Consider the following 25,390-nt stretch of genomic DNA (forward strand, 5'->3'; position numbering starts at 1 on the left):
CTGATGCAAACTCCTCAGTTGCCAACCTGCGAGAAAGAAAGACTTATCGTATTACAAAATACCGGGTTGCTAGATACGCTACCAGAGCAACGTTTTGATCGCTTAACCCAGTTAGCAAAACTGTGCCTAGATACAGAAATCGTGCTTGTATCATTGGTTGATACCGACCGGCAGTGGTTTAAATCTAAACAAGGTCTTGATGCCTGCGAGACCGGCCGAGATATCTCATTCTGTGGCCATGCCATTTTATCAAAGGGCATTTTTGAAGTTCCAGATACCTTACTTGATAGCCGATTTGCAGATAATCCCTTAGTACTAGACGCGCCATTTATTCGCTTTTATGCTGGTGTGACTTTAGTGGTTAAAGGGCAAAATATTGGCACACTTTGCTTTATTGATAGCAAACCTCGCCAATTTACTGAAAAAGAGCGCCAGATTGCATTCGGGTTTGCTAAGAGTGTTGAACAGGAAATTTACGATAGATTACAAGAGCAGGCCCATAATCAATTAGCGGCAAGTGAGTTACTTTATCGCTCAGTTCTAGAAGGAACGAGGATAGGGACTTGGCAATGGAATATTGAAACCGGTGAAACGGTTTATAACGAGCGCTGGGCTGAGATTATTGGTTATCAGCTTGAGGAGCTTGAACCCATTTCGATAGAAACCTGGATAGCTATGACACATCCAGATGATTTAGCTAATTCTAATATCTCACTCCAAGAGCATTTTAATGGTTTAACCGAGTTTTATGATATTGAATGTCGAATGAAACATAAAGACGGCCACTTTGTATGGGTACATGACAGGGGTAAAGTGGTTTCATACACTGCTGATGGCAAGCCTCTTATGATGTACGGCACCCATGCAGATATCACCACACAAAAGCATAACCAGTTAGCATTAATGCACAGCCGAGACCAGTTTAAGACTTTGGTCGCCAATATCCCTGGGGTGACCTACCGATGTAAAGCCGATGAGCACTGGACTATGCTATTTATGAGCGAGCATATCTACTCGCTTATAGGCTATTCTGCTAGTGATTTTATCGATAATGCGGTGCGCAGTTATGCAAGTGTTATTCATCCAGAAGACAGGGTACTGATAGTTAATCTTGTTGAAAAAGCGATACTGAATCTATCTAGCTGGGTAATCACTTACCGTGTGTTGCATCATAATGGTTCAGTTATGTGGGTGGAAGAGCATGGCGCTGCCGAATATGATAGTCACGGCGTTGTGCAGTTTCTCGATGGTTTTATCATGGATGTTACTAAAGAAAATAAGCTGCAGGACCAATTGATAAAATTGACCCAGCAGCTTCCTGGTGTAGTTTATCAGTTCCAGTTATGGCCTGACGGACGCAGTGCGTTTCCTTATGCTAGTGATGCAATTAAAGATATTTATGGTGTAACACCGGAAGAGGTTCTTAGCGATGCATCAAATGCATTTGCCAAAATTTATCCTGAAGATTTAGCTGCTGTTGGTCACAGTATTGAGCAATCTAGTCAACAACAGGCTATCTGGGAACAGGAATATCGTGTTTACCGGGATGACAATTCACTGATGTGGCTATCTGGCAAAGCTACACCAGAAATGATGCCCGACGGCAGTACTTTATGGCATGGTTATATTCATGATATTACCCAGACTAAAGAATATTACCTCAAACTTGAGGAACTCAATTTACAGCTTAATGTTGCCCAGCAAAGTCTTGACTTAGCCAGTGAGCAAGCTCAAATTGGTTATTGGCATGCATCGCTTAAACATGGAACCTTATGGTGGTCGCCGATTATTTATCAGATTTTTGGTTTTGACGCACAGGATATCGTGCCGAGTGTGACACTGTTTAAAAGCGCTGTTCATCCTGACGATATTGATAAAGTGGAAAAAAGTGAGCAGCAGGCACGCTTGACAGGTATTCACAACGTGGTTCACCGCATCATTAAGCCTAACGGTGAAGTGCGTTGGGTACATGAATTAGGGCAATTGGTTACTGAAGATAAAAATCCAGATCTTCTCATGATAGGATCTGTGCAAGACGTTACCGACAGAATGAAATTACAGCAAATGAAAGATGAATTCATCTCAACGGTAAGTCATGAGCTTCGTACCCCCTTAACGTCTATTTATGGCGCGTTAAACTTATTACAGTCTGGAAAAATTGTCACTTTACCTGCTAAAGCGGAGAAGCTGATAGATATAGCAAGCAGTAACTGTAAGCAACTTAGTCGCTTGATCAATGACTTATTAGACATTGAAAAACTTGCGGCAGGTAAAATGTTATTTGAAATGCAGCGATTAAATATAGTGCCGCTTTTGCAAAGAGCGATTGATGATCATCAGCCATACGCAGACCTGCATAAAATCACTTTGGCATTACAACTGGATGAGTCAATGGATGAGATTTGGCTATTTGTTGATGAGCATCGTTTGTTACAAATTTTAACCAATTTACTCTCTAACGCAGTCAAATTTTCACCACCCACTGGAAGTGTTACTTTGTCCGCGACGATAATAGCTGGTGAGGTTGAGATTGCCGTACAAGACCAAGGAGCCGGTATATCAGAAGACTTTAAAAGTAAAATTTTCGAAAAGTTTTCCCAAGCCGACGCCAGTAGTTCTAAAGCTAAAGGCGGTACTGGTTTAGGCTTAGCACTGTGTAAGGAGCTTATTGAAGCAATGAATGGCAGCATTGGCTATAACTCTGAACCAGGCTGTGGTTCTCGGTTTTATATTCGATTACCCGTTGCAGGTGATATGTAAGGCTTTACTGTACCTTGATTTGTGCAGCATGATTAAGGCTGCTTTTTTGTGAAACTTTAGTATCAGTGCACAAGGTTAATTACTGAAGTGCACTTTTCATCAAGCTAGAGTGATACACGTGTTGTTTTAACTCAGCCATGAATCAAAAATATAAGATTAAAACTGCCGCTTACTGCTAGTCAGAAATAAGCGGCAGTTTCATTTTTAGTTATTAATATTTATCAAATATTAATAACTTGCTACTAAACTTACACCCGAATAGCTAGTGTATCCTAACATCATTACATGGTAGGTGGTTTCCACTGTAGGGGCTAGTGAACAGGTTTCATTATTGCCATTTTTGTATGGACGGCAATCAAAACTGCTCGTGCTAGGTTTGCTACCGGCTTTAACATATAAATCCGCATCGCCGTTGCCACCACTCATCGCTACAGTCAATGTTTTGTTTGCGGGTACAACGACTTTATAGAAAGTCTGCGAACTGCTAGTGCCAGTTAGGCCTGTTCTTGCTACGCCATTGACTAGACAATCACTGCCTGAGCAACTGGTGCCGCCTCCTATGCTATAGTCAGCCATTAGGTTAGTATTTGAGTAGGCAGCATAACCCTGTACCATGACATACCACTTACCCGCAGCTGGATTGGTAAAATCACAACTTTCATTATTGCCCGTTTTATAGGGGCGACATTGATAACTATTCACTGTCGGTTTGACACCTTGACTGACATAAATGTCCGCATCACCAGATCCTCCAGCTAATGCAATGGCAAGACTTGAAGCATTTGCAGGCACATCGATGAAATAGTAGTTCGCTGAACCCTGAGCCCCAGAAGTACTAATAGCTTGTCCATCTAAAAGCTCAGTATCTGTTGGCGGTGGGCAATTAGTACCACAACCACCCACTTCGTCTAACGAGAATAGCAGTGTGTTGGGTGAGCCCGTTTTTGCATCAGATACTTTACCGCCACTGCCACGCGTGGTCAGTAAGCTTGTCACTTGGGCTGGCGTCATAGTTGGAGTTTGATTAAGATAAACCGCAGCAACACCGGCTACATGGGGAGCAGCCATTGAGGTCCCGCTGATGGTATTTGTTGCACTATTTGAAGTATACCAAGCTGAAGTAATGCTTGAACCTGGGGCATAAATATCAAGACAAGTACCATAGTTTGAAAAGCTTGAACGGGAGTCAGAGCTTGTTGTTGAGCCTACTGTGACAGCATTGGCTGCACGAGCAGGAGAGTAATTACAAGCATTGCTATTGTCATTACCCGCAGCGACAACAAAGCTGATACCTGCTGCAACAGCAGCATTCACCGCATCATCGGTTGCTTGTGATGCGCCGCCACCTAAACTCATATTCGCTACAGAAGGGCCTGAGGCATTATTTTTGACCCAGTTAATACCAGCAATGACGCCTGAGTTACTGCCAGACCCACTACAATTTAGTACGCGAACACCGACGATGTTAACGTTTTTGGCAACCCCGTAACTTGAACCACCTATCGTACCCGCTACATGTGTACCGTGACCATTACAGTCAGTGGCATCAAAGTCATTATCAATAAAATCATAACCACTACTTGCGCGGCCACCAAATTCATTATGGCTAGTCAGTACTCCAGTATCAACCACATAAGCTGTGACACCAGAACCATCGAAATCATAGTGATAGTTATTATCTAAGGGTAAATCTCGCTGATCTATTCTGTCTAACCCCCAGGTAGGATTACCCTGATTACTATTGGCTTCTATTACTGGCGAAATAGACATCATTTGATCTTGTTCTATGTATTTAATTTTGGGGTCATTTTGAAGTTCAGCAATTTGTTTGGCATTGGCATTAATTAATACACCATTTAATGCGCTACCAAAGTTTTTTACTACGCTAATATCGTAGTTAGTGGCCAGTATATTCGCTTGCTGAGTTGAAAAGTCAGCTAAGGCTGATACGTCTTGAAGATTCAACACGCTAGGGGTATTAAATACCACGATATAATTATCTTTAATCGCTTTTGAACTGTCGACTAAAAGTAATTCTGCTGCCTGGGATTGAATTGGAAGTGTGCTCAGAGCTGCCAATACCGCAAGGGCTATTTTATGTTTTTGTATCATTTGATTCTCCATATTGTTGTTGCCTCCATGAATGTCGAGACTTATCCAAAATAGATTAAAAAGTGACATATTTGTCTTTTTGTTGTAGTGCGGTAGTTAGGGTTTAGGTTGATTAAGTAACAATTTGTTTACATATTGAGCGTAAAAGCCGACTTGCAGATCCTGGAATAAATTACAGTATTAGTAATAAAGTAGGGGGTGGAAAGTTGGTTGCTTTTAGCGAAATTCATTAATTTTAAGATCTATCAATAGTTTAGGTGTTTCTTATTCTAATTTTAATACTTTTTTGTCAGCCTTAAGGTGGGGGTTGTGGTTTGATTTTTAAGTTAAAAGTATTAATCTTTTCTGCGGTTGGTTGTTATCTTATGGAGGAAATGAGATGGCCATTTATTAAAAGGTCATTTTTAATCACAGAGATAAACATGTTTAGTTTATGATAAATATAAGTATTTTAGTTAACCGAAACAAATGTAATCCCCTTTGCTATATTGTTCTGTTTAAATAATTGGCTCAAAAAACCAGTCAGTTGACTGGTTTTGTGTTTTGCTGGTTATTATGGATTGCGAGTACAGACTGTTAATACAGCTTGCTAATCACGACAAAAATAGCGTGATTAGCGTTGCAACTATCTTAGCTGTGACTTTAGCCGTTATTTCAGCTGCTGTAGCAAATAGGCATACACTAAGCTTGAAAGCTCGGCAGCTTGTTTGTTGTCTGCTGCACCAGCATGACCACCTTCCATATTTTCGTAATACAGCACATCAATTCCCATAGACTCCATTTTAGCGACCATTTTACGGGCGTGCCCAGGGTGGACACGGTCATCACGGGTTGAGGTGGTGAAGAAGGCCTTAGGATACTTTTTGCTTTTATCTAAATTATGGTACGGCGAATAAGTTTTAATATAAGCCCATTCTTCAGCGATATCTGGATTACCATACTCGCCCATCCAGCTAGCTCCCGCTAACAATTGACTGAAGCGTTTCATATCCAATAACGGTACTTGGCATACCACAGCATTGTATAAGTCAGGGCGGCGAGTCAGCGCTGCGCCCATTAATAGGCCGCCGTTACTGCCTCCTTGAATGCCCAAATGCTGGCTTGAGGTGATGTTTCGGCTAATAAGATCTTCTGCTATGGCTTCAAAATCTTCATAGGCTTTATGACGATTTTGCTTTAACGCCGCCTGGTGCCAAGCTGGGCCATATTCGCCACCACCGCGTATGTTTGATAATACGTACACACCGCCTTGTTCTAGCCAGTTTTTACCTATGGTTGCTGAATATTTAGGGCGAAGTGAAATCTCAAATCCGCCGTAACCGTAAAGTAGGGTTGGATTCTTACCATTGAACTTCAGGTTTTTATCCATCACCACAAAGTAGGGTACTTTAGTGCCATCTTTTGAGGTGGCAAAGTATTGTTCAGTAACAAATCTTTCAGCATCAAACTGTTGTGGCAGCGACTTTAGTTTATTAATCGCTAATGTATTACCTTGCACTTCATACAAGCTAGAAGGCTCGAGAAAGCTGTTGTAATCGACATAGAAATCATCTCTGTCTTGCTCTATGTCAAAAATAGTCAGGCTGCCGTTAGCATCGAATGCCACCGGAGTTTGTACCCAGCTGCTGTCTGCTTTGGGCTCAAAACGTACCAGTTTGCTTTTTACATCTTCCAGGTAGTTAACGTATACCGCGCTTTTGCTAAAAGCGACCTGCGCGATAGCTGAATGGGCATCAGGGGCGGTTAATAACTGGTATTCTGGTTTGGCGCTAATAAGAGAGGCGACAGGCGCATAAACGACAGCCCCTTGAGCCAGTTTTTGACTGGTTAGCTCACTTTTAAGTTCAAGATAGATATTACCCTTGAAGTAGCCTTTAATTTCAGCGTCTTTGGGAATATTCAATTCAGTGAGTTTGCCTTGATCATAGACAAAGTGACTGGCAGTGTAGAAAGTATGATAATCGCCAATTAACACTATTTTCGATTCACCATCATCCAGTACCTGAGCGCCTGCGGCGACTGAGCTTTTATCTGACTGATAAATAAAGCTGGCTTTATCTAAGGCAGTGCCGCGTTGCCAAAGTTTGACTACGCTAGCATAGCCTGAATCTGTCATGCCTTCGGTGCCGCCAAAATCTGTCGCGACAAAGACTTGATCCTGGTTTAACCAGGTGAGATCAGATTTTGCTTCGGGTAATAAGAAACCATTTTTAATAAAGCTTTTAGTTTTTAGATTAAATTCCCGCACTTCAACCGCATCTGCGCCGCCACGGGAAAGTGATACTAAACACAGCGTATTGTCAGGGGTGTGACAATTAATGCCTTTAAAGACCCAGCTGACATCATCGGCTTTGGCAATGGCATCTATGTCTAAAACCGTTTCCCATTTAGGGTCATCTTTTACGTATTCGGCTAAGCTAGTACGGCGATATATGCCACGAACATGGGTTTCGTCTTTCCAAAAATTATACAGGTACTCACCCTTGCGTTCGGCATAGGGGATCCTGTCTTTACTGTTTAAAATAGCCAGTGAATTATCTACTAAGGTTTCAAAACCTTTATAAGACTTTATGGCTGCTGCGCTGTGGGCATTTTTTTCAGTTACCCAAGCCAAAGGCTTTTTACCTTCGACCTCTTCAAGCCATTGAAAGCTGTCTGTTTGCTCTGCCATTAATGCTGCCTTTACTGTTGTTTGTTGTACTACTGCTTGTTCCGCAAAGGCCGCTGTGGCGGTTATGCTACTTAAGACGCACAATGAAACGAGTGCCTTATTCATGTCCTTATCCCTTCTGCTACGGTTATTAGATCGGTAATCGCTGACTAAGCTAACCGAATCACGATATAAATCAAACAAGCGTGATGCATTTTTATTGTTATAAAGCTGTAAAGATTTACTGCTTATTAGTTGTTATCCAGCTTATTTACTAGCATGGATTAAGACAATGCATTAGGTGTATTTTTTTAATAAAAAAGCCTCAAGGTAACTCCTTAAGGCTTGGGCTTGACGCTATCGTGACTATGTCGCGATAAGAGAACTTACTGCTGGCACTCTTTAAGCAACTTAATAAAAAACTCGCCCCCTTTACGCTGAGCAAATTCGATATTTCGCTCTGGTATTGACTCAGGATCATCATAATCCGCTAAGGCCTTTTCCATACTGGCCTCTCTGATAAGATGCAATGTTGGGTAAGGGGAGCGATTAGTATAATTGGCTGGGCTATCTTGAGGTTCACCATCAAAACAATAGTCAGGGTGAAAACTGGCTATTTGGAACACTCCTTCAAATCCTTGCTCAACTAAAAGGTCGTTGGCTAAATCAACTAGGTCAAGATAGGGATAAAAGCCTTCAAATCCTCGGGGCAAAATAAACAGCGTAGTTTCAATGTCTGGTTGCTGTTCAAGTAAAATACATTCCATCACAAAGGCTTCAAGCACCTTTTTTACTTTAGCTTCTTCACAGGCGTAGTATCTAATGGTGCCGCGCTCCACTTCACGTCGTGCAAATGGGCAAATATTATATTTTACAATTACCCGCTTAACCCAATTTTCTGATTCAGCAATGCATGGATGTAAATCTGACATAAATTAGCCTATCTTTTTAATGGTTTGGAATGACCATCGGAATGATGGATGCCACGAGTAATATTGCCATACTGATATTAAATATTCGTTGTTGGCGTTCATTTTTAAGAATGCGCTTTAAGGCGACACCAAAGCCAAGCCAAACGATGGCGCAGGGAAATGCGACACACAAAAACACACCGGCAATAGTGATAACTTGAGGTGTGAGATCCTGGTGTACAGTGGTGAATGTGGCTATTGCGCCCACAGCCATAATCCAGCCTTTGGGATTTACCCATTGAAAAGCCGCTGCCTGTAGAAAGCTAAAAGGCTTGCTGATTTTTTTACCTTCCATCTTGCTACTGCTATTGGCAATAAGCCATGAGAGGTATAACAAATAGCTTATCCCTAGCACTTTGATGATGGTATGTAAGATGGGGTAGGTTTGAAATACCGCTGCCATGCCTAAGCCTACAGCAAGGATCATTAGCGGAAATCCAAGGCTAATGCCAAGAAGGTGAGGTACACTTTGTTTAATACCAAAGTTAACACCTGATGTCATTAACATGATGTTATTAGGGCCAGGGGTGATACCTGAAGAGAATGCAAACAATGCAATGGCGAAGACCAGTTCCATTTTGAGTCAATTTATCCGGATCAATACATTAATGGCTGGCATTCTAACCAGTAACGTAATGACAATCTAATAAAAAGTTTACAAGAATAGATACTCGTTAATAAATTATTGTTATCTTAAGTTTATCGGGTTAATTGACTCGAATATTTTTCGCGATTTTGTATCAAACACTGCACTAACACTGCACAATGTCATCTGAGTCAAAGGTGGCGAAAATAGGGCCATTATTTATGTTAAAACACTTTAGTCAGTTTATTCTCTCTGTTTGCATGGTTATGCTAACAGCGTGTTCCGCCTCCAATATCGAGTCGATTCCAACAAGCCGCGTTACTATGGTTACTAGCGGTGATTTATCTTCTGTTGCCAAAACCTATGCCTGGCATGCAAGCATGTTTTCAGTCCATACAGCCAATAAAATAGATGAACAAACCTTAAAGACTCAGTTACGTGACTCAGTAGATAAGATAATGGCTGAAAAAGGATATCTAGTGGTAAATACTACTGACTCTCCACAAATGACGATTGGTTTTGGTATCGCGCTAGAGTCAGAAATGAGCGATGCAGAAATTCTCGCTAAAGCGGGTTTAGTTCCCGGTCTTGCGACTCAAGGCGTGGATAGCGAGTATGAAAAAGGTTCTGTGCTGATTGCCCTGTTTAATCCTATTGTTGAGCAACCTTTTTGGCGAGTGTTAGCTCAAGGGTTTAGTGAACCGAATAACGACCTTGCACAAAGAGAAGCGCGTTTTGATAATTTAGCCAGAATAATGCTAAATTCAGTGCCTAACATGAAGTGAGTCGCCTTATTAAATAGTCAGTTCATTTACAGTGAATGACACTGTGATTAATATTAATTAAACCTCCGTTAATGGAGGTTTTTTGTTATTAATTGTTGGAAGTTAAGCGGTATTAATCAACCTTTCGGGCACTTAATCAGACTGTTGTTAGTTAAATCAGGGATATTGTTAAGTGATTAAATTTGGGGCATAACCTTAGTATTAATGATTTAAACGCAATTCATGTCGATGTTCCTGATTATAACGGGAGGCGCAGATACTACAGCGTTGTTCAGTGGGATCGCTTTGTAAGCGTGATGCTTCTATTTCTGATTCACAATCTGAACATAAACCATATAAGCCTAAATCAAGTTGGCATAATGCGGCGTCTAAGCGCATTAGGCGCTCAAATGAGCCACAATCGGTAAGCTTTAATTCGCTAAGATAATCAATAAGGTTAGATAAATCCATTTGCTGAATAATATTGAGCTGCAGATCTGCAAGATGCTGCTGAATAAGCCCAAGACCAATTTCTGATCTAAGCGCTATCTCAATTTTTGATAATTGCGCTCGAATGTCCTGATTTTTCACCACATAACCTTTATTAGAGATAATCAATATAGCATGCCATTTTACGGGCTAGAAAATCCTGAGTTATGATGAAGATCAATTCTGAGTCAGATTTTAGCCATCAAACAGCATGTGTGGATTAAATTTTGTTAATCTACACATGCGACAAAGACAATTACCCAAAAGGTTGGTAGGAGAAAAGTAACCAATATCTAATTGAGTTCGTGTTGTGCTTTGTTTAACACAGATACAATTTCATCGGCGGTTTTAAATACTCTTAATTCACGAAATAAATCATCTGCTTGTGGGTATTGTCTATTCAAATAACAAAACCATTGTTTAATCCGTGCAGGCAAGTAATCTGCTTTTTTACCACTCAATTGTTTATCGGTATAACCGAGCAGTAAATCTAAGGTTTCAGCCCAAGTATAAGGTTGGCTACCATTTTTGATACACGCCCCTAAATTAGGCAATGAAATTGCGCCGCGGCCAATCATAATGTCGCTACAGCCAGTCACTTCCATACAGCGTTTTGCATCGGCTTCATTCCATATCTCGCCATTGGCAATAACAGGTATAGGCAAGCGTTTTTTAACTTCAGTGATGTATTCCCAATAAGCAGGTGGCTTGTATCCATCAACTTTACTGCGGGCATGGATGGCTATTTCACTCGCACCTGCTTCATATATGGCTAGAGCATTTTCCATAAACAGTGACTTATCTTCGTAACCTAAACGAATTTTAGCGGTAACCGGCTGTTCAGCTGGTACGGCTTTGCGCATGGCTTTTACAATATTATGAAGACTATCAGGGTATTGAAGTAAGACAGCGCCACCTTTATTTTTGTTAACAATTTTTGCTGGGCAGCCAAAGTTAACATCTACACCACGGGAGCCAAGTTCAACCGCACGAACAGCATTCTCAGCCATCCACTCAGGATGTTGACCGAGTAATTGCACTCTTACCGGTGTACCGTTAGGTGTTAAACCATTATTGTGCAGTTCAGGGCATAGCTTATAGTAGACTTTTTCAGGTAATAGTTGATCCACCACACGCACAAATTCGGTAACCACTAAATCAAAAGGGTTAATAGTGGATAAAATATCGCGCATCAAATCATCAACTACGCCTTCCATCGGCGCTAATACAAGTCGCACAGCATTCTCACAGGTTAAAAATAAAGGGCGTCATTTTAACCTGAAACTCGGATGATGCCAGTGTTAGTTTTACTGGCTTAAGCTTAAATTTTAAAAACGTATTGAAACCATCAGGATATGCTCTATGATTAAGCAGCTTTGTTAATTCCTAACAGCTTTAGGAATGGCAAATGTTGATCAAGTTAAAATTATTTTAAATTTTTTGAAATTTATTATTTAGTCGCTAGGTCTTTATATGCAAGCCAGCAATGATGTTGGTCATCATTCAAAATTTATTTACAAGGAATCAAAACATGAACTCAATTAAGCAAACTACCTTAGCAGTGGCTTTAGGCGCAGTAGTAATGAGTGCTGGCATGGCAACAGAAGCACAAGCAAACCCATTTGGATTCGAGCAACTGACCCAAGGTTACCAATTAGATGGTGGCGAAGGTAAATGTGGTGAAGGTAAATGCGGCGCTGACATGAAAAAAACAGCTGAAAAAGCGGCTGAAGGTAAATGTGGTGAAGGCAAGTGCGGCGGCGACATGAAAAAAAGCGCTGAAAAAGCAGCCGAAGGTAAATGTGGCGAAGGCAAGTGCGGCGGCGACATGAAAAAAAGTGCTGAAAAAGCAGTTGAAGGTAAATGTGGCGAAGGCAAGTGTGGCGGCGACATGAAAAAAACTGCTGAAAAAGCCAAAGAAGGTAAATGTGGTGAAGGTAAGTGTGGTGGTAACAAATAACCACAAATTTATCTAAACAATTATTCTCCAAATAAGGCCTGTTTTCAGGCCTTATGTTTATTGTAAATAAGTACTTTGTTGTAAGGATTTGTCTATGTCTGCTGCCCATCAAATAATGCCTAATGCAATGGTAGGTTTAGGTCTTAGGCGGGAAATGTTGGACGAGTTCTGTCAGCTTACTCCTAAAGCGATAGAGTTTTTTGAAGTGGCACCAGAAAACTGGATGACCTTAGGCGGCAAATATGCGCGCCAATTCAAACAGCTTACCGAACGTCATCCCTTCTTTTGTCATGGGCTCTCGTTGTCGATTGGCAGCCCAGCACAGCTTGATACTGAGTTTGTCAGAAATATTAAAACCTTTTTGGACTCACATAAGATTGAAATTTACTCAGAACATTTAAGTTATTGTTCTGGGGCTGGGCATATGTACGATTTAATGCCAATACCGTTTACCGAAGAGGCGGTTATCCACACTGCCAAACGTATAAAGCAAGTTGAAGATATTTTAGAGCGACCTTTTATTGTTGAAAACGTGTCTTTTTATGCCGCTCCGGGCGCGCAGATGACCGAGCTAGCGTTTGTTAATGCTGTGCTGGCTGAGGCTGATTGTAAACTGTTGCTCGATGTGAATAACATTTATGTTAATTCCGTTAATCATCAATATGACGCTAATGCATTTTTAGCAGCTATGCCTACAGAACGTATCGCCTACTTGCATATTGCGGGACATTATCAAGAAGATATTGACTTAATGGTTGATACTCATGGGGCAGATATTATCGATCCTGTATGGGCATTATTGCAGGAGTGTTATCGCATTCATGGAGTCAAACCCACCTTGTTAGAACGTGATTTTAATATACCGCCGACAGAAATATTATTGCAAGAAATCAACCAAATACATACATTTCAACAGCAAGCAACAGCTGCACTAACAGTGAGGAAAGCCTAATGGAATTTACTGCCATTCAACAGGGCTTTATGAACTATATACGTGATCCTAGCCAGCCATTACCTGAAGGTATTGAGCCAAGACGTATGACGATTTACCGTGAGTTATTCTTTAATAATATTAATGGCTTTATTTCTAGCGCATTTCCGGTTGTAAAAACTCTGTACCATGAATCAAACTGGCTTGCGTTAGTACAACAGTTTTTTGTTGAGCATGATTGTCACACGCCGATATTTATTGAAATAGCAGGCGAGTTTTTAGCGTTTTTACAGCAGTATCAATTAAAACCGACTGACCCGATTTTTCTATTAGAGTTGGCGCATTATGAATGGTTAGAATTAGTGGTTGCCACCACTCAAGCTAGCCTAACACAGCAAGCATTAACCATTGAACAGTTAGCGACTTGCCCGTTGCAAATATCAGCCTGTGCAAAAGTGGCGCAATACCAATTTGATGTGCAACATATTAGTGTAGATTATCAGCCAGTTGAACCGCCTGAGCAACCGCAATATTTTTGTGTTTACCGTGACCTTGACGATGAGGTGGCATTCTTACAGTTGAACCCATTAACCGCACAGGTATTAGCATTAGTTGCACAGCGTACCGATTTAACAGGGAAAAATCAGCAACAGCAGAACTTCACATTAGCTGAAATAGTCACTTGGTTAACAGAGCAATACCCACAGATGCAAACCGAGGTATTGACCAATGGATGTGTGCAATTGTTGTCGCAAATGGTTGAAAAAGGCATTGTCGTTACCAGTCGATAATATTGACAATAAAGGCCATAAAATATTTAAGGTTTTTATTGTCAATGATTCCCAGTAAAATGCCGCCGTTGTGATCCTGTTCACGTTTTTTGCGTAATATATAACGCGATATGTTAACTGGAACACAGGTCAAACATAACCAAGTTCTTTTGCCGAAGGAAATATCATGAGCGAGCCGTTTAAAGATCCATTCAACATTTTTTATTTAATTGGTTTTATTGCTGTTTTACTTATTCCGACACTGCCAGCCACATTAACTTGGTTAAAAATATCTGGCTTAATTTAGACCAGACATTAGGTTATAATAACCAGCAAGACCAGAGCCACTCATGTAGAGTGGTTTTTTATTTTAGGGTGACTAAGTATGATACTAAAGCGCGGCTTATATCTTTGCGTAGGACTACTTAGTTTAATACTTGGCATCATCGGTATTATCCTGCCTGTATTGCCAACAGTGCCTTTTATCCTATTGGCTGCATTTTTTTTTGCGCGTTCAAGTGACAAACTGCACCTATGGTTAATGACACACCCTTGGTTTTCTGAAGCATTACATAATTGGCAAACTAAGCGGGCAATGGATAAATCTTTAAAGCGCCGCGCGATGATAATGACCACATTAAGTTTTGCGTTAAGTATCACTATAGTGCCCATTATTTGGGTGAAAGCGATGCTGTTTTGTATGTTGTGTGGTTTGTTGCTTTATTTGTGGCAGATCCCAGAGTTAACAGAATAATTGCACAACAGTTGCAAGCCATAGACAACAGGCTTAAGATCGCTTCTATAATTAAAATAGTCCCCAGTGGGGCTTTTTTATTGCAATCACATTTAAAGAGTTCTCATTATGATGAATAAAGACAGTTTAGCGCTGATTAAGCAAAGCATTAAAACCATTCCTGATTACCCTAAAGCGGGCATCATGTTTCGCGATGTCACCAGCCTTTTAGAAAATGCTGAAGCTTACAAAGCCACTATTGCTTTATTAGTTGCACATTATCAATCTAAAGGTTTTACCAAGGTGGTAGGCACTGAAGCACGCGGTTTCTTATTTGGCGCACCTTTAGCGCTTGAGCTCGGTATCGGTTTTGTGCCGGTGCGTAAGCCTGGTAAATTACCGCGCGAGACCATCAGCCAAAGTTATCAACTAGAATACGGCAAAGACACTTTAGAAATTCATATTGATGCGATAAATGCCGATGACAAAGTGTTAGTGATTGATGATTTATTAGCCACAGGTGGCACAATTGAAGCAACGGTTAAGCTAATCCGCCAATTAGGTGGTGAAGTTAAACATGCAGCCTTTGTTATTTCATTACCTGAAATTGGTGGCGAAGCACGCTTAAAAGGCATGGGCATAGAAGTATTAAGCTTATGTGAGTTTGAAGGTGAGTAAGCAGCTTTATTAACAAGGATTGAATTGTTGATAAAGCCAGCTAATAGCCGCCAAACAATAGCCTGTGGCTGTTTTGCATGTTATTGTTTGGCATAATTAGCGGGATCAATTCCCGAACTTTTTAGCTTGGGGAATTGCATGTCTTATCAGGTGTTAGCCCGTAAATGGCGCCCTGCCAAATTTGAACAAATGGTCGGTCAAGCGCATGTGTTATTAGCGCTGACTAACGCATTAAGTCAGCAACGTTTACATCATGCCTATTTATTTACCGGCACCCGTGGGGTCGGCAAAACCAGTTTAGCGCGCCTGTTTGCCAAAGGCTTAAACTGTGAGCAAGGCGTGACGGCAAATCCTTGTGGCGTATGTTCAAGTTGTGAAGAAATCGCTCAAGGTCGATTTGTCGATTTAATTGAGGTGGATGCTGCTTCACGAACCAAAGTAGATGACACCCGAGAATTATTAGATAACGTCCAATATCGTCCTTCACGTGGCCGCTATAAAGTCTACTTAATCGATGAAGTTCATATGCTTTCTCGTAGCAGTTTTAATGCCTTGCTTAAAACCTTAGAAGAGCCTCCCGAACACGTAAAATTCCTATTAGCGACAACTGACCCGCAAAAGTTACCTGTTACCGTGCTGTCACGTTGTTTGCAGTTCAATTTAAAAAGCTTATCCCAAGAAGAAATTGCCAAACAGTTAGATTTTGTTTTAACCCAAGAGCAATTACCCTTTGAAAACCAGGCGCTGACGTTATTAGCTAAAGCAGCCAATGGCAGTATGCGTGATGCATTAAGTTTGACCGATCAGGCCATTGCCTTTGGTTCTGGCCAAGTGATGCATCAACAGGTACAAACCATGTTGGGCAGTATTGACCAGCAGCAAGTTATTGCACTGTTAAAAGCCCTGTGTGATGCCGATATTGAACCTTTAATGCAAACCGTTTCAAAGGTGTTAGCATTTGGTGCTGATGCGCAAGAAGTACTGCGCAGCTTATTGGAATTACTGCATCAAATCACCTTGACTCAATTTGCTCCAGCAGCGGCGCAGTCATCTTTATACAGCGAACAGATCTTGGCTTTTGCCCAGCAAATATCCGCTGAGCAAATTCAGCTCTACTATCAAATGTTACTGGCTGGACGCAAAGACTTACCTTTTGCCCCAGATCCAAAATCAGGTTTAGAGATGGCTTTATTGCGCGCAGTTGCATTTGTGCCAGAAAAACAGACTAAACGCTGGGTGACTGACACAGCTGCTAAAGTCGATTTGACTGAGGCCGCGTTAACATCGCAAGAGGTCATAGAGACTCGCCCAAAGTTCGCAACTGAAAATGTTATTCAACAACCTTTAGTCGCTGATACTGAAGAAGCGACGGGTATTGAGATCACTAGTTTAGAACACGCCAGTATTGAAAATATTAGTGCTCAAGCCAGTGATACTAAAAAAGTGGCTGAGCAAGGCACGCCGTTAGCTGTTCATTCGCACTCTCAACCTCAACCTCAACCTCAACCTCAAGATGACCTTGACGATAAGGCTGTCGTTGATAATGAAGATGATGCGGCGGCAGAATTAATTGCCCAGCAGGCCATGGTGCTTAATCAGGCTGAAAGTATGGGCTTTGCTAGCAATAGCACTGCTACCAAGATAATTGACAGTGAAAGTGATAGTCAGACTGACATAAGCCTTCAATCTGAAACGGAACTCACTATTACGGCTGCAGCTGAGCCTGAATTTATTGATAATAACCAGTCAAGCGATCAATCAAATGATCAATATTCTACCACCGACTATGGTGACTATAGTGATATTCAATACGGTGACGATGACGGTCAAGATAATAGCGACTATGAAGATTATCTTGCTTATAATCAGCACTCTGCTGGAGATGCATCACTTACTCCGCTTCAGCCAACAAAAGGGCTTATAGCTGATAGTGAACAATTAGATCCATCCGTCAGTTCATCAGTTCAGCAACATGATGGCATAATAAACAATACCGATGGATTGGTTGAGTTGGATGATGACCCATTAGATGACATTCTCGATCTCGTATTAGCCAGTAGAGACACTTTATTGGCTGAAGTTATTGCCCATAAAGCGCAGGATGAAGTCGATGCTTCACATAAAAAAGCCGCAGATAAACAGCAAGCTAAGCAATCTAAGCTGGGCAGTGTTAGCACCCTTGAGCTTAAAAGTAATGATAAAATAGCACCGCAGCAATCATTGGCCCAAGATGAAGAGCCGCAAACTGTCATAGCAGAGTCTACTTCTCCAGCGACAACAACTATACCAACTCAAAACACTCACGCCCATCAAGCTGATACCGTTTATGACAGGCCACCTTGGGAAGCACCAACAGATGAAGAGCTGGCAGAAAAAGTCCAGTCAAGATTATCGCAAAGTGAGCCTTTAAGTTTACCTTCAGAGCCAGCTATATCGTCTGTGCCAACTGAACCATCACTTGAGCAGCATAAGACACCTGTTGGTATTGATTCCAATGATACGATAACTAATCATGTCGAAATGGCGGATGTAGATACTCAGCAGCATGTACAAGTTGAACCTGTGGCTGAAACGACACCTGCTATTGGTTACCCTACAGTTATCGGCCATAAAATTACTGGACATACTGTCGATTTACATTGGTATCAAGTCATGGTACAAGTTAAAGTTGGTGGGCGCGTTAGACAGCTTGGGGTGAACTCTTTGTGTAAAGAGGTATCAAACCCGATACAACTGACCCTAAAACCGGATCAAAAACATCTGTGTGCAGATATTGCTATTGGCCAATTACAAGCTGGGTTATCGGCGTTTTTACAACAAGATATTCAAGTGAATATTGATATTGGCCAAGATGCACAGCGGGAAACACCGCTAGAGTTACGTAAACGTTTTCACCATGAATTAGTATTACAAGCTAAGCAATCGATACTGACAGATGACAGTGTAAAGTGGATGATAGATCAGCTTGCAGCTCAATTAGACGATGATTCAGTGGTGTATCCACCAGAGCAGCTTAATACCGTGGCGGAACAAATTCCCGCATTACTTGGGTAAGTCCTTTCATGGGCAAAAATTCACTTGTTATACAATTCATAGCTTAGATATAGTGACATTTGACAATAACCATTAAGTGTTAAACCTAGCTTTTAATAGGTTAGCAAGTTCGCAAATTTATATTAACCCGTTTGCTAATCTGATTAATTTCAGTAAAATCAGGTTAATTTTGGCGACTTGCTATAACTCAGATTATTTAATAGAGAAAGAGAAAAGATTATGTTTGGAAAAGGCGGCATGGGCAACTTAATGAAGCAAGCCCAAATGATGCAAGACAAAATGGCTAAAGTGCAGGAAGAAATTGCCCGTATGGAAGTTGTTGGCGAGTCTGGCGCGGGTTTAGTTAAAATCACCATGACAGGTGCACACAATGTGCGTCGTGTTGAAATTGATCCAAGTTTGATGGAAGACGATAAAGAAATGCTGGAAGATTTAATTGCAGCAGCATGTAATGATGCCGTTCGTCGTGTTGAAGAAAATCAGAAAACTAAAATGGCTGAAGTGACTGGCGGTATGCAATTACCACCAGGCATGAAAATGCCGTTCTAATACGAGTCCATTACCACAATTTCAATCACGAAATGGTGGTAATAATAAAAAGCTCAAGCCGTGATGGCTTGAGCTTTTTTGATCTCAATTTCTAGATAAACCTACTTATTATAAGCACCACTGGCATAATGTAACTCATAGCTGTGGCTGTAAATTTCTAAGATATTACCAAATGGGTCTTCCATATAAATCATCCGGTATGGTTTTTCACCAGGGTAATAGTAACGGGGCGCTTTCATACGTTTTTTACCGCCAGCGGCAACAATTTTCTCTGCTAAACCTTCAACATCAGGGTCTTGAACACAGAAGTGAAATATTCCTGTTTTCCAGTACTCAAAGTTATTTTCTGGGTTTTCCTGATTATTGAATTGAAACAGTTCTACGCCAATTCGGTCACCGGTAGACATATGGGCAATCTTAAATGATTTCCAGCCAGCACCAAACACATCGGTACACATTTCACCAATAGCACTGTCATCTTCAATAATTTCTGTGGGTTCCATAATTAAATACCAACCTAACACCTCAGTATAGAATTTTACCGCCGCCTTGATGTCGGGCACTGAGATACCAATGTGTGAAAAACTTCGTGGATAATTGTTTGTCATAAAAACCTCTACTGTTACGGATGTTTTGTTTCAATGAGGTTAGTGTATTTAAAAATAACTTCATTTAAAAATTATCATAAATACTAATTATGATAATGTTTTGTTATTATTTTTTGTTGGATGTTTAAACAGCGCTATATGTGAGTTATCTGGTGTTATGAATAGGAGGTGATGGAATGTTAAATCAACAGTGGTTAACCACGTTTATCTCTTTAGTTGAGCTTGGGCATTTTACCCAAACGGCGGAAAAGCTTTTTATGACTCAACCCGGAGTGAGCCAACATATTAAAAAGCTTGAACAGCAGGTGGGTAGTGCATTGATTAATCGGATAGGTAAACGATTTGAACTGACTGAGGCCGGTCTAGCCGTTTATCATTATGCGTGCTTAATGCAAAGCCAGCAGCAGGCATTACTTGACAATTTAGCTGTCGATACGCCCTTTTCAGGCGAGTGTAAAATAGGCTGCTCTGGCTCAATGGCGTCTTTGCTATACCCTTACTTGCTCAAAGAGCAACAAAATCACCCTGATTTACGCATGTATTTGGAAGCGGGTCCTAACAAACGAATTATTGAAAGTGTTTTAGCCAATCAATTAGATTTAGGTATTGTTACTCAAAATGTGGTGCAACCTGAGCTAATGAGTACAGAGATAGGTCTTCAGTCTTTGTGTTTGGTATTACCTAAAATGGTGGCAGGAAAACCGTATCAACCTAATATCAACTTTGAGTCATTAACCCTGCTTGGGATGATAGAGCATCCTGATGCCCATTATTATTGGCATCAATTAAAGGCTGCTTTTTTTCAAGCCGAATCGACTATGACAATAAAAACAAAAGGTTATGTTAATCAGCTTAATCAAATATTATTACCCGCCGCTAACGGACTTGGCTTTACTGTATTACCTGAGTTTGCGGTAAGAAGTTTTGTGCAACAGGGAGATATTCAAATAGCAAAAAATAAGGATGGACAAGCATTAATCGTTTTTGAGCCATTATATTTAGTGAATAAGCAACATCGTGTACTGGCAACACGTTATCAAAACATTATTCGTTTAATTAAATCGCTAATGTAAGCTTTAGGATAAATTGTTCGCTTACCTGCATTAAACAGATAAGCTTGGCAACAATGTTAGTTAGCGGGTGCCACAGGTATTAGGCTATGGCCGCTAATGCTGAATTTACATCGGTGAACTTGAATGTAAATCCTTCTGACAACGCACGGGTTGGCAGTACATATTGACCTTCTGTGAGTAATTCTGACATTTCTCCCATGGCTAATCTTAACGCTAGAGGTGGGGCGATAATTTTTGCTGGGCGATTTAATGCTTTGCCCAAGGCAGATGAAAATTCGGCGTTACTAACAGGATTTGGGGCTGTGGCGTTGTAAATTCCCCGTGTTGTTGGGGTCGTCAACATCCACATAATTAATGCCACTAAATCATCCTGGTGTATCCAGCTCATTCCTTGTTTGCCTTTCCCAATTGGGCCACCTAGGCCTAATTTGAATGGGGGTAACATCTTGCTTAATGCACCGCCATTTTTACCCAGCACTATACCAATGCGAGGTATGCATACTCGAGTGGTTGATGAGTCTGCTTCAAGGGCCAGTTGTTCCCATTTTTGACATATTTGATGACTAAACTCATCATGAAATTGGCTATGTTCGTCAACTGGTTCCTGGCCTTGTCTGCCGTAATAACCGATAGCTGAAGCACTAATGAATGTTGTTGGGGGGCGTTGGCTTGAAGCGATTAATTGACTTAGCTTTTGAGTAATATCCCAACGGCTATGGCAAATGCGGATCTTCTGGTTTTTAGTCCAGCGTTTTGCCACAATCGGTTCGCCAGCTAAATTGATTACCGCATCGAAGTTATCTAAATGGCTCCGCTGGCTAATGTCTTCAATAAAAGTATGATGGGTGCCTAATACTTTTGCGGCTTGATTAATGTCGCGGGAGAGGACAGTTAATTTATGTTCAGCCAGTTTGGCAACCAAATGTTTGCCAACAAAGCCGGTTGCACCAGTGATTAGTATATTCATATGCCACTCTAGCCAATAATTTTAAATGCAGTATACAGTAACATACGCATTATAATCTTGAGTTGATCAATACCAAACGTGCTCAATACTGTTAAGTAGGCTTTTGATAACAAAGCTCCATTGATACTGAGTCGGCAAATCTAAGCGCATGTGGCTTGTCAATTTCAACACTAGCAAACTCAACCCAATGATGCTCACTGGCTATTTCTAGGGTCTGGTTGGTCAAGTTTTCCAGTAATAAGAAACGATTGTTTTCAATTAAGGCAATGATTTTTTTTGTTATAGTGCGATAATTGAGAGCGTCTGCTAGGTTATCACTATTGCGAGCTTTGTCTGCACAGTAATGAATGATGACATTAATGATGACATCTTGTTGGTTTTGAATTTCATCTTCTTTAATGCCGATATAGGTACGTAAACGAAGATTTTTAATGCGTATAATAGCGGTTTCTGGTTTCATAATATTTTTCTAGTAATAAAGATTTTTCAATGAGTAAGCTTAACATAACTAATTTAGCACTTCGGTAGCAACAAGGATTTTTCTTCTATGAAGGGTATACATCAATCGTCTATGGCGGTTCGCAGTTTCATTGTAATGGCATGCGTAGTGATTATTCTTGCGGGCATTAAAACGGCCAGTCCTATTGTAGTGCCTTTTGTGTTATCGGCATTTTTAGCAATGATTTGTAATCCTGCTATTACGTTAATGTGTCGGTTCAAAATTCCTAAAGCGCTAGCTGTGATGCTGCTGATGTTATTCATTGTGCTAATTGGTTTATGGCTAGCAAGTCTAGTCGGCAGTTCAGTGAATGAATTTTCAAAGCAAATGCCAGTTTATCGTGCCCAATTAATAGAGCAGTTTGCATGGGTGCTCGATAAACTCCAGTCGTTTAATATTAATATCTCCCGAGATAAAGTATTAGAGTATTTTGATCCCGGTATGGCCCTAAGCATGACCACTAATATGCTTTCTGGTGTGGGTAATGTGATGGCTAATTTATTCTTAATCATTTTGACCATTGTATTTATGTTGTTCGAAGCACAAGACATGCCTAAAAAATTCCATCTGGCGCTAGATGATCCTGATATGCGTTTAAAGCAAATCGATAAATTTTTAAATTCAGTTAATCAATACATGATGATTAAGACGTTAGTCAGTTTAGCAACAGGTGTGATTGTCGGCATTGGCTTATCGATTATAGGTGTTGATTATGCATTGTTATGGGCCGTTATCGCTTTTTTGTTTAATTACATTCCTAACATAGGGTCTATTATTGCCGCTATCCCTGCTGTGCTATTGGCTTTTATTCAGTTTGGTCCCGGCGCGGCAGGGGCAACAGGATTACTTTACTTTGGCACCAATATGGTGATGGGTAATGTGATTGAGCCTAAGTTTATGGGGAAAGGTTTAGGCTTATCAACCTTAGTGGTTTTCCTGTCATTAATCTTTTGGGGATGGTTATTGGGCTCTGTTGGGATGTTATTATCAGTCCCACTGACCATGGTGGTTAAAATTGGCATGGAATCGAGTCAGTCGGGTATGTGGTTAGCTATTTTATTAGCAGACAATGTCGACGATGCAGAAGATAAAATGACCGAATTAGACTCTGAGGCACAAGCCAGTAGCGAAGAAGTAGAAGTTGACAATGTGGAGGGTGAATCAATCGCTGCGGTGAATAAGCTGGATGATACAGATGATGAACCAAGTCAAAAGAGCTAATGTTTCTAACTGAGTCACTCATATTTACCACTATATAAGTACGGCCAAATAGCCCTACTAAAACGATATCAATAAGCTAATATACTTTTAATATTAAAATGTTAATAGCCAAAATGAATCCAATTTAAAATAAAAAGATAAGAGAATACAGTATATTTATGTCTGGATTAATAACAGCCTTGAGTCAATTTACTTTTGATAATGAAGTTCAGCGGGTGTTTCATGGCCGTGGTGGTTTATTCCAAGGTGAAGAACACCTGTGTCTCGATTGGTATCCTCCCGTGCTACTGCTGACCAGCTTTAAATCATTGGATGAGCCAGAACAGCAAGCCTTGTTTACGGCCATCACCGAACAGTATCATCAGCAAGCTGACAGTAAAGAGTTGAATTTGGTATTTCAACACCGAAGTGGCGGACAAACTGTGACAGAGCTGGTTTGTGGCAGTGTGCCAGATAATCATGTGGTAACAGAGCAGGGCGCCTTGTTTAATGTCCATATCATGCGTGGACAAAATCATGGGTTATTCTTAGATATGGCAAATGGCCGACGCTGGGTACAGCAGCATGCGAAAGGCAAAAAAGTATTAAATCTATTCGCTTATACCTGTGGTTTTTCGGTCGCGGCATTACTTGGTGGCGCGGATGAAGTGGTTAATATGGATATGAGCAAAGGTGCCCTCAGTATAGGTAAACAAAATCATGTACTGAATAATTTACCACAAGGTGTACGGTATCTTGGTCATGATATTTTCAAATCCTGGGGTAAGCTGACTAAATTGGGTCCCTATGACTTGATTGTTGCTGACCCTCCAAGTAACCAAAAGGGCAGTTTTGTGGCGACCAAGGATTATGAGCGCTTATTGAAACGCTTACCAAGCTTACTCGCAGCAGATGGTGAGGTGTTATTGTGTTTAAATGCACCGGAATTAGGCTGTGATTTTTTAATGCAGCAAGTGAGTGAGACTGCACCACAATTACACTATGTGGAGCGTATTGCTAATCCTGATATTTTTGCTGATATTGACGAGCAAAAATCGTTAAAAGTGCTGCGTTACTCAATGGCCTAATCCTTACTACCATTTCTACAACGACTTCCATAATAACTTCCACGTACACTCTTAACACCTTGTCGTTGAGAGTGTTAACGACCTTGCTGATGACAATTTTGATCCCCTTTAAGATTCAATTGATAATTGACATTCAATCGAGGGCTTATTCACATTAGTAAGCGATTCCCCCAACGCTGTTTTCAAATACAGCTCACATTTTTACTATCTATCAGAGCTAAATCACCCTTCGGTGGTAGCGATAAAGCTAAATTAAGCTACGCTTAAACACGTGGTTCTGTCATTGGAATTCTGTCTATTTAGTCGATGTTTGTGTTTAGAAACTGAGAGTTGCTAATAGTTTGTCTATTTTAATGATCTAGATCAAGTAAACACATGTTTACCAATTTGTGAGTATATAGATTGTAAACGGTTTAGCGGTAACATTTACGTAAAGCAAAATGATGACAATGACTTATTGATTAAGTCCCCATTCCAACCACTCTTGGAGGCTCCATGAGTAAAGACACTAAAAGTGAAAAAAGTCTCGAATTGAAAATTTTTATCTTCTTGACGGTCTTCCTTGCACCTATTTTATCGGTCCTGCTTGTCAGTGCACTAGGCTTTAGCATCTGGTTTAGCCAAATTTTAACGGGCCCACCAGGCGTTGGTTAATATAAAAATTAAAAATAAACATGTGAGTGTGATTAATGAGCAATGAACTTCACGTAACCAGTCTAATTGTCCAAGTACATCCAGACAAAATGGCTGACGTTAGACAAAAAATTATGGCAATCAAAAACGCAGAGCTTTCAGCAAACAATGACGTCAAGCTTGTTGTGGTGATTGAAGGTACAAGCCAAAAATCATTAATGGATGATATTTCGACAATTAATGCATTACCCGGCGTGTTAACAGCGACCATGGTTTACCACCAAAGTGAAGAGCTTGAAGAGGGTGAGATATGAA

At 40.7% G+C, this 25,390-nt stretch carries 23 protein-coding genes; 14 read left to right on the forward strand and 9 right to left on the reverse strand.

The window, feature by feature from the left end; genetic code table 11:
* The first annotated feature begins 3 nt into the window (after positions 1-3).
* Entirely contained in the window at positions 4-2,760 is a 2,757-nt protein-coding gene (locus tag ACRWQN_RS09245) for a PAS domain-containing protein (protein WP_434940534.1), read from the forward strand.
* 228 nt (positions 2,761-2,988) lie between these two features.
* On the opposite strand, the gene ACRWQN_RS09250 is transcribed toward ACRWQN_RS09245, so the two are convergent.
* The 4 genes from ACRWQN_RS09250 to ACRWQN_RS09265 all read right to left on the reverse strand — a co-directional run bounded on the left by ACRWQN_RS09250 (position 2,989) and on the right by ACRWQN_RS09265 (position 9,070).
* Positions 2,989-4,872, reverse strand: a complete 1,884-nt coding sequence (locus ACRWQN_RS09250; protein ID WP_434940535.1) for a S8 family serine peptidase — start codon at positions 4,870-4,872, stop codon at positions 2,989-2,991.
* Positions 4,873-5,521: 649 nt separating this feature from the next.
* Positions 5,522-7,648, reverse strand: a complete 2,127-nt coding sequence (locus ACRWQN_RS09255; RefSeq protein WP_434940536.1) for a prolyl oligopeptidase family serine peptidase — start codon at positions 7,646-7,648, stop codon at positions 5,522-5,524.
* A 260-nt stretch (positions 7,649-7,908) separates the two neighbouring features.
* Complete coding sequence (locus tag ACRWQN_RS09260; protein ID WP_434940537.1) at positions 7,909-8,454, reverse strand: DUF1415 domain-containing protein; 546 nt, start codon at positions 8,452-8,454, stop codon at positions 7,909-7,911.
* 16 nt (positions 8,455-8,470) lie between these two features.
* The gene (locus ACRWQN_RS09265) at positions 8,471-9,070 is read right to left on the reverse strand and encodes a LysE family translocator (protein WP_434925861.1); all 600 of its coding nucleotides are present in this window, start codon (positions 9,068-9,070) and stop codon (positions 8,471-8,473) included.
* Between the two features lie 230 nt (positions 9,071-9,300).
* Here ACRWQN_RS09265 and ACRWQN_RS09270 point away from each other — a divergent pair, with 230 nt between their 5' ends.
* On the forward strand, positions 9,301-9,864 hold the full coding sequence (locus ACRWQN_RS09270; RefSeq protein ID WP_434940538.1) for a DUF4136 domain-containing protein: 564 nt from the start codon (positions 9,301-9,303) through the stop codon (positions 9,862-9,864).
* Positions 9,865-10,065: 201 nt separating this feature from the next.
* Here ACRWQN_RS09270 and ACRWQN_RS09275 read toward each other — a convergent pair whose 3' ends face one another.
* Both ACRWQN_RS09275 and ACRWQN_RS09280 read right to left on the reverse strand, forming a co-directional pair.
* Positions 10,066-10,434, reverse strand: a complete 369-nt coding sequence (locus ACRWQN_RS09275; protein ID WP_434940539.1) for a TraR/DksA family transcriptional regulator — start codon at positions 10,432-10,434, stop codon at positions 10,066-10,068.
* 191 nt (positions 10,435-10,625) lie between these two features.
* Positions 10,626-11,570 carry a tRNA-dihydrouridine synthase gene (locus ACRWQN_RS09280; RefSeq protein ID WP_434940540.1) on the reverse strand — a complete coding sequence of 315 codons (945 nt, stop codon included), beginning with the start codon at positions 11,568-11,570 and terminating at the stop codon, positions 10,626-10,628.
* 293 nt (positions 11,571-11,863) lie between these two features.
* Here ACRWQN_RS09280 and ACRWQN_RS09285 point away from each other — a divergent pair, with 293 nt between their 5' ends.
* The 7 genes from ACRWQN_RS09285 to ACRWQN_RS09315 all read left to right on the forward strand — a co-directional run bounded on the left by ACRWQN_RS09285 (position 11,864) and on the right by ACRWQN_RS09315 (position 19,007).
* Positions 11,864-12,292, forward strand: coding sequence for an HvfA family oxazolone/thioamide-modified RiPP metallophore (locus ACRWQN_RS09285; RefSeq protein WP_434929980.1), 429 nt, complete (start codon positions 11,864-11,866; stop codon positions 12,290-12,292).
* 94 nt (positions 12,293-12,386) lie between these two features.
* Entirely contained in the window at positions 12,387-13,244 is an 858-nt protein-coding gene (locus tag ACRWQN_RS09290; RefSeq protein WP_434940541.1) for an HvfB family MNIO-type RiPP peptide maturase, read from the forward strand.
* Positions 13,244-14,014 carry an HvfC family RiPP maturation protein gene (locus ACRWQN_RS09295; protein WP_434929977.1) on the forward strand — a complete coding sequence of 257 codons (771 nt, stop codon included), beginning with the start codon at positions 13,244-13,246 and terminating at the stop codon, positions 14,012-14,014. The genes ACRWQN_RS09290 and ACRWQN_RS09295 overlap by 1 nt, the downstream gene beginning before the upstream one ends.
* Positions 14,015-14,378: 364 nt before the next feature.
* Positions 14,379-14,747 carry a YbaN family protein gene (locus ACRWQN_RS09300; protein WP_434940542.1) on the forward strand — a complete coding sequence of 123 codons (369 nt, stop codon included), beginning with the start codon at positions 14,379-14,381 and terminating at the stop codon, positions 14,745-14,747.
* A gap of 105 nt (positions 14,748-14,852) precedes the next feature.
* Positions 14,853-15,404: an adenine phosphoribosyltransferase gene (apt, locus tag ACRWQN_RS09305; protein WP_226415957.1), complete on the forward strand. Its 552-nt coding sequence runs from the start codon at positions 14,853-14,855 to the stop codon at positions 15,402-15,404.
* Positions 15,405-15,542: 138 nt separating this feature from the next.
* A complete protein-coding gene (dnaX, locus tag ACRWQN_RS09310) occupies positions 15,543-18,458 on the forward strand; it encodes a DNA polymerase III subunit gamma/tau (RefSeq protein WP_434940543.1) in 2,916 nt (971 codons plus the stop codon).
* A gap of 219 nt (positions 18,459-18,677) precedes the next feature.
* Complete coding sequence (locus ACRWQN_RS09315) at positions 18,678-19,007, forward strand: YbaB/EbfC family nucleoid-associated protein (RefSeq protein ID WP_226410242.1); 330 nt, start codon at positions 18,678-18,680, stop codon at positions 19,005-19,007.
* A gap of 101 nt (positions 19,008-19,108) precedes the next feature.
* Here ACRWQN_RS09315 and ACRWQN_RS09320 read toward each other — a convergent pair whose 3' ends face one another.
* Complete coding sequence (locus ACRWQN_RS09320; protein ID WP_434940544.1) at positions 19,109-19,615, reverse strand: lactoylglutathione lyase family protein; 507 nt, start codon at positions 19,613-19,615, stop codon at positions 19,109-19,111.
* Positions 19,616-19,791: 176 nt separating this feature from the next.
* Between ACRWQN_RS09320 and ACRWQN_RS09325 the strand changes: the two genes are divergently transcribed.
* Positions 19,792-20,688, forward strand: a complete 897-nt coding sequence (locus ACRWQN_RS09325) for a LysR family transcriptional regulator (RefSeq protein WP_434940545.1) — start codon at positions 19,792-19,794, stop codon at positions 20,686-20,688.
* 79 nt (positions 20,689-20,767) lie between these two features.
* Here the strand turns inward: ACRWQN_RS09325 and ACRWQN_RS09330 are convergent, their stop codons facing one another.
* Positions 20,768-21,655 carry a TIGR01777 family oxidoreductase gene (locus ACRWQN_RS09330; RefSeq protein WP_434940546.1) on the reverse strand — a complete coding sequence of 296 codons (888 nt, stop codon included), beginning with the start codon at positions 21,653-21,655 and terminating at the stop codon, positions 20,768-20,770.
* Positions 21,656-21,746: 91 nt separating this feature from the next.
* Positions 21,747-22,115: a dihydroneopterin triphosphate 2'-epimerase gene (folX, locus tag ACRWQN_RS09335; protein ID WP_434925870.1), complete on the reverse strand. Its 369-nt coding sequence runs from the start codon at positions 22,113-22,115 to the stop codon at positions 21,747-21,749.
* Positions 22,116-22,202: 87 nt separating this feature from the next.
* Here folX and ACRWQN_RS09340 point away from each other — a divergent pair, with 87 nt between their 5' ends.
* The 4 genes from ACRWQN_RS09340 (at position 22,203) to ACRWQN_RS09355 (ending at position 25,389) form a co-directional block, all read left to right on the forward strand.
* Positions 22,203-23,375, forward strand: coding sequence for an AI-2E family transporter (locus ACRWQN_RS09340; RefSeq protein WP_434925871.1), 1,173 nt, complete (start codon positions 22,203-22,205; stop codon positions 23,373-23,375).
* A 158-nt stretch (positions 23,376-23,533) separates the two neighbouring features.
* Complete coding sequence (locus ACRWQN_RS09345) at positions 23,534-24,442, forward strand: class I SAM-dependent methyltransferase (protein ID WP_434940547.1); 909 nt, start codon at positions 23,534-23,536, stop codon at positions 24,440-24,442.
* Between the two features lie 495 nt (positions 24,443-24,937).
* Positions 24,938-25,096 carry a periplasmic nitrate reductase, NapE protein gene (locus ACRWQN_RS09350; RefSeq protein WP_226410235.1) on the forward strand — a complete coding sequence of 53 codons (159 nt, stop codon included), beginning with the start codon at positions 24,938-24,940 and terminating at the stop codon, positions 25,094-25,096.
* 35 nt (positions 25,097-25,131) lie between these two features.
* Positions 25,132-25,389, forward strand: coding sequence for a chaperone NapD (locus tag ACRWQN_RS09355; RefSeq protein ID WP_226410234.1), 258 nt, complete (start codon positions 25,132-25,134; stop codon positions 25,387-25,389).
* The last annotated feature ends 1 nt before the right edge of the window (position 25,390 follow it).

Origin of the sequence: Shewanella sp. HL-SH8, assembly GCF_051165765.1 — a bacterium.
Classification (GTDB): Bacteria; Pseudomonadota; Gammaproteobacteria; order Enterobacterales; family Shewanellaceae; genus Shewanella; species Shewanella glacialimarina.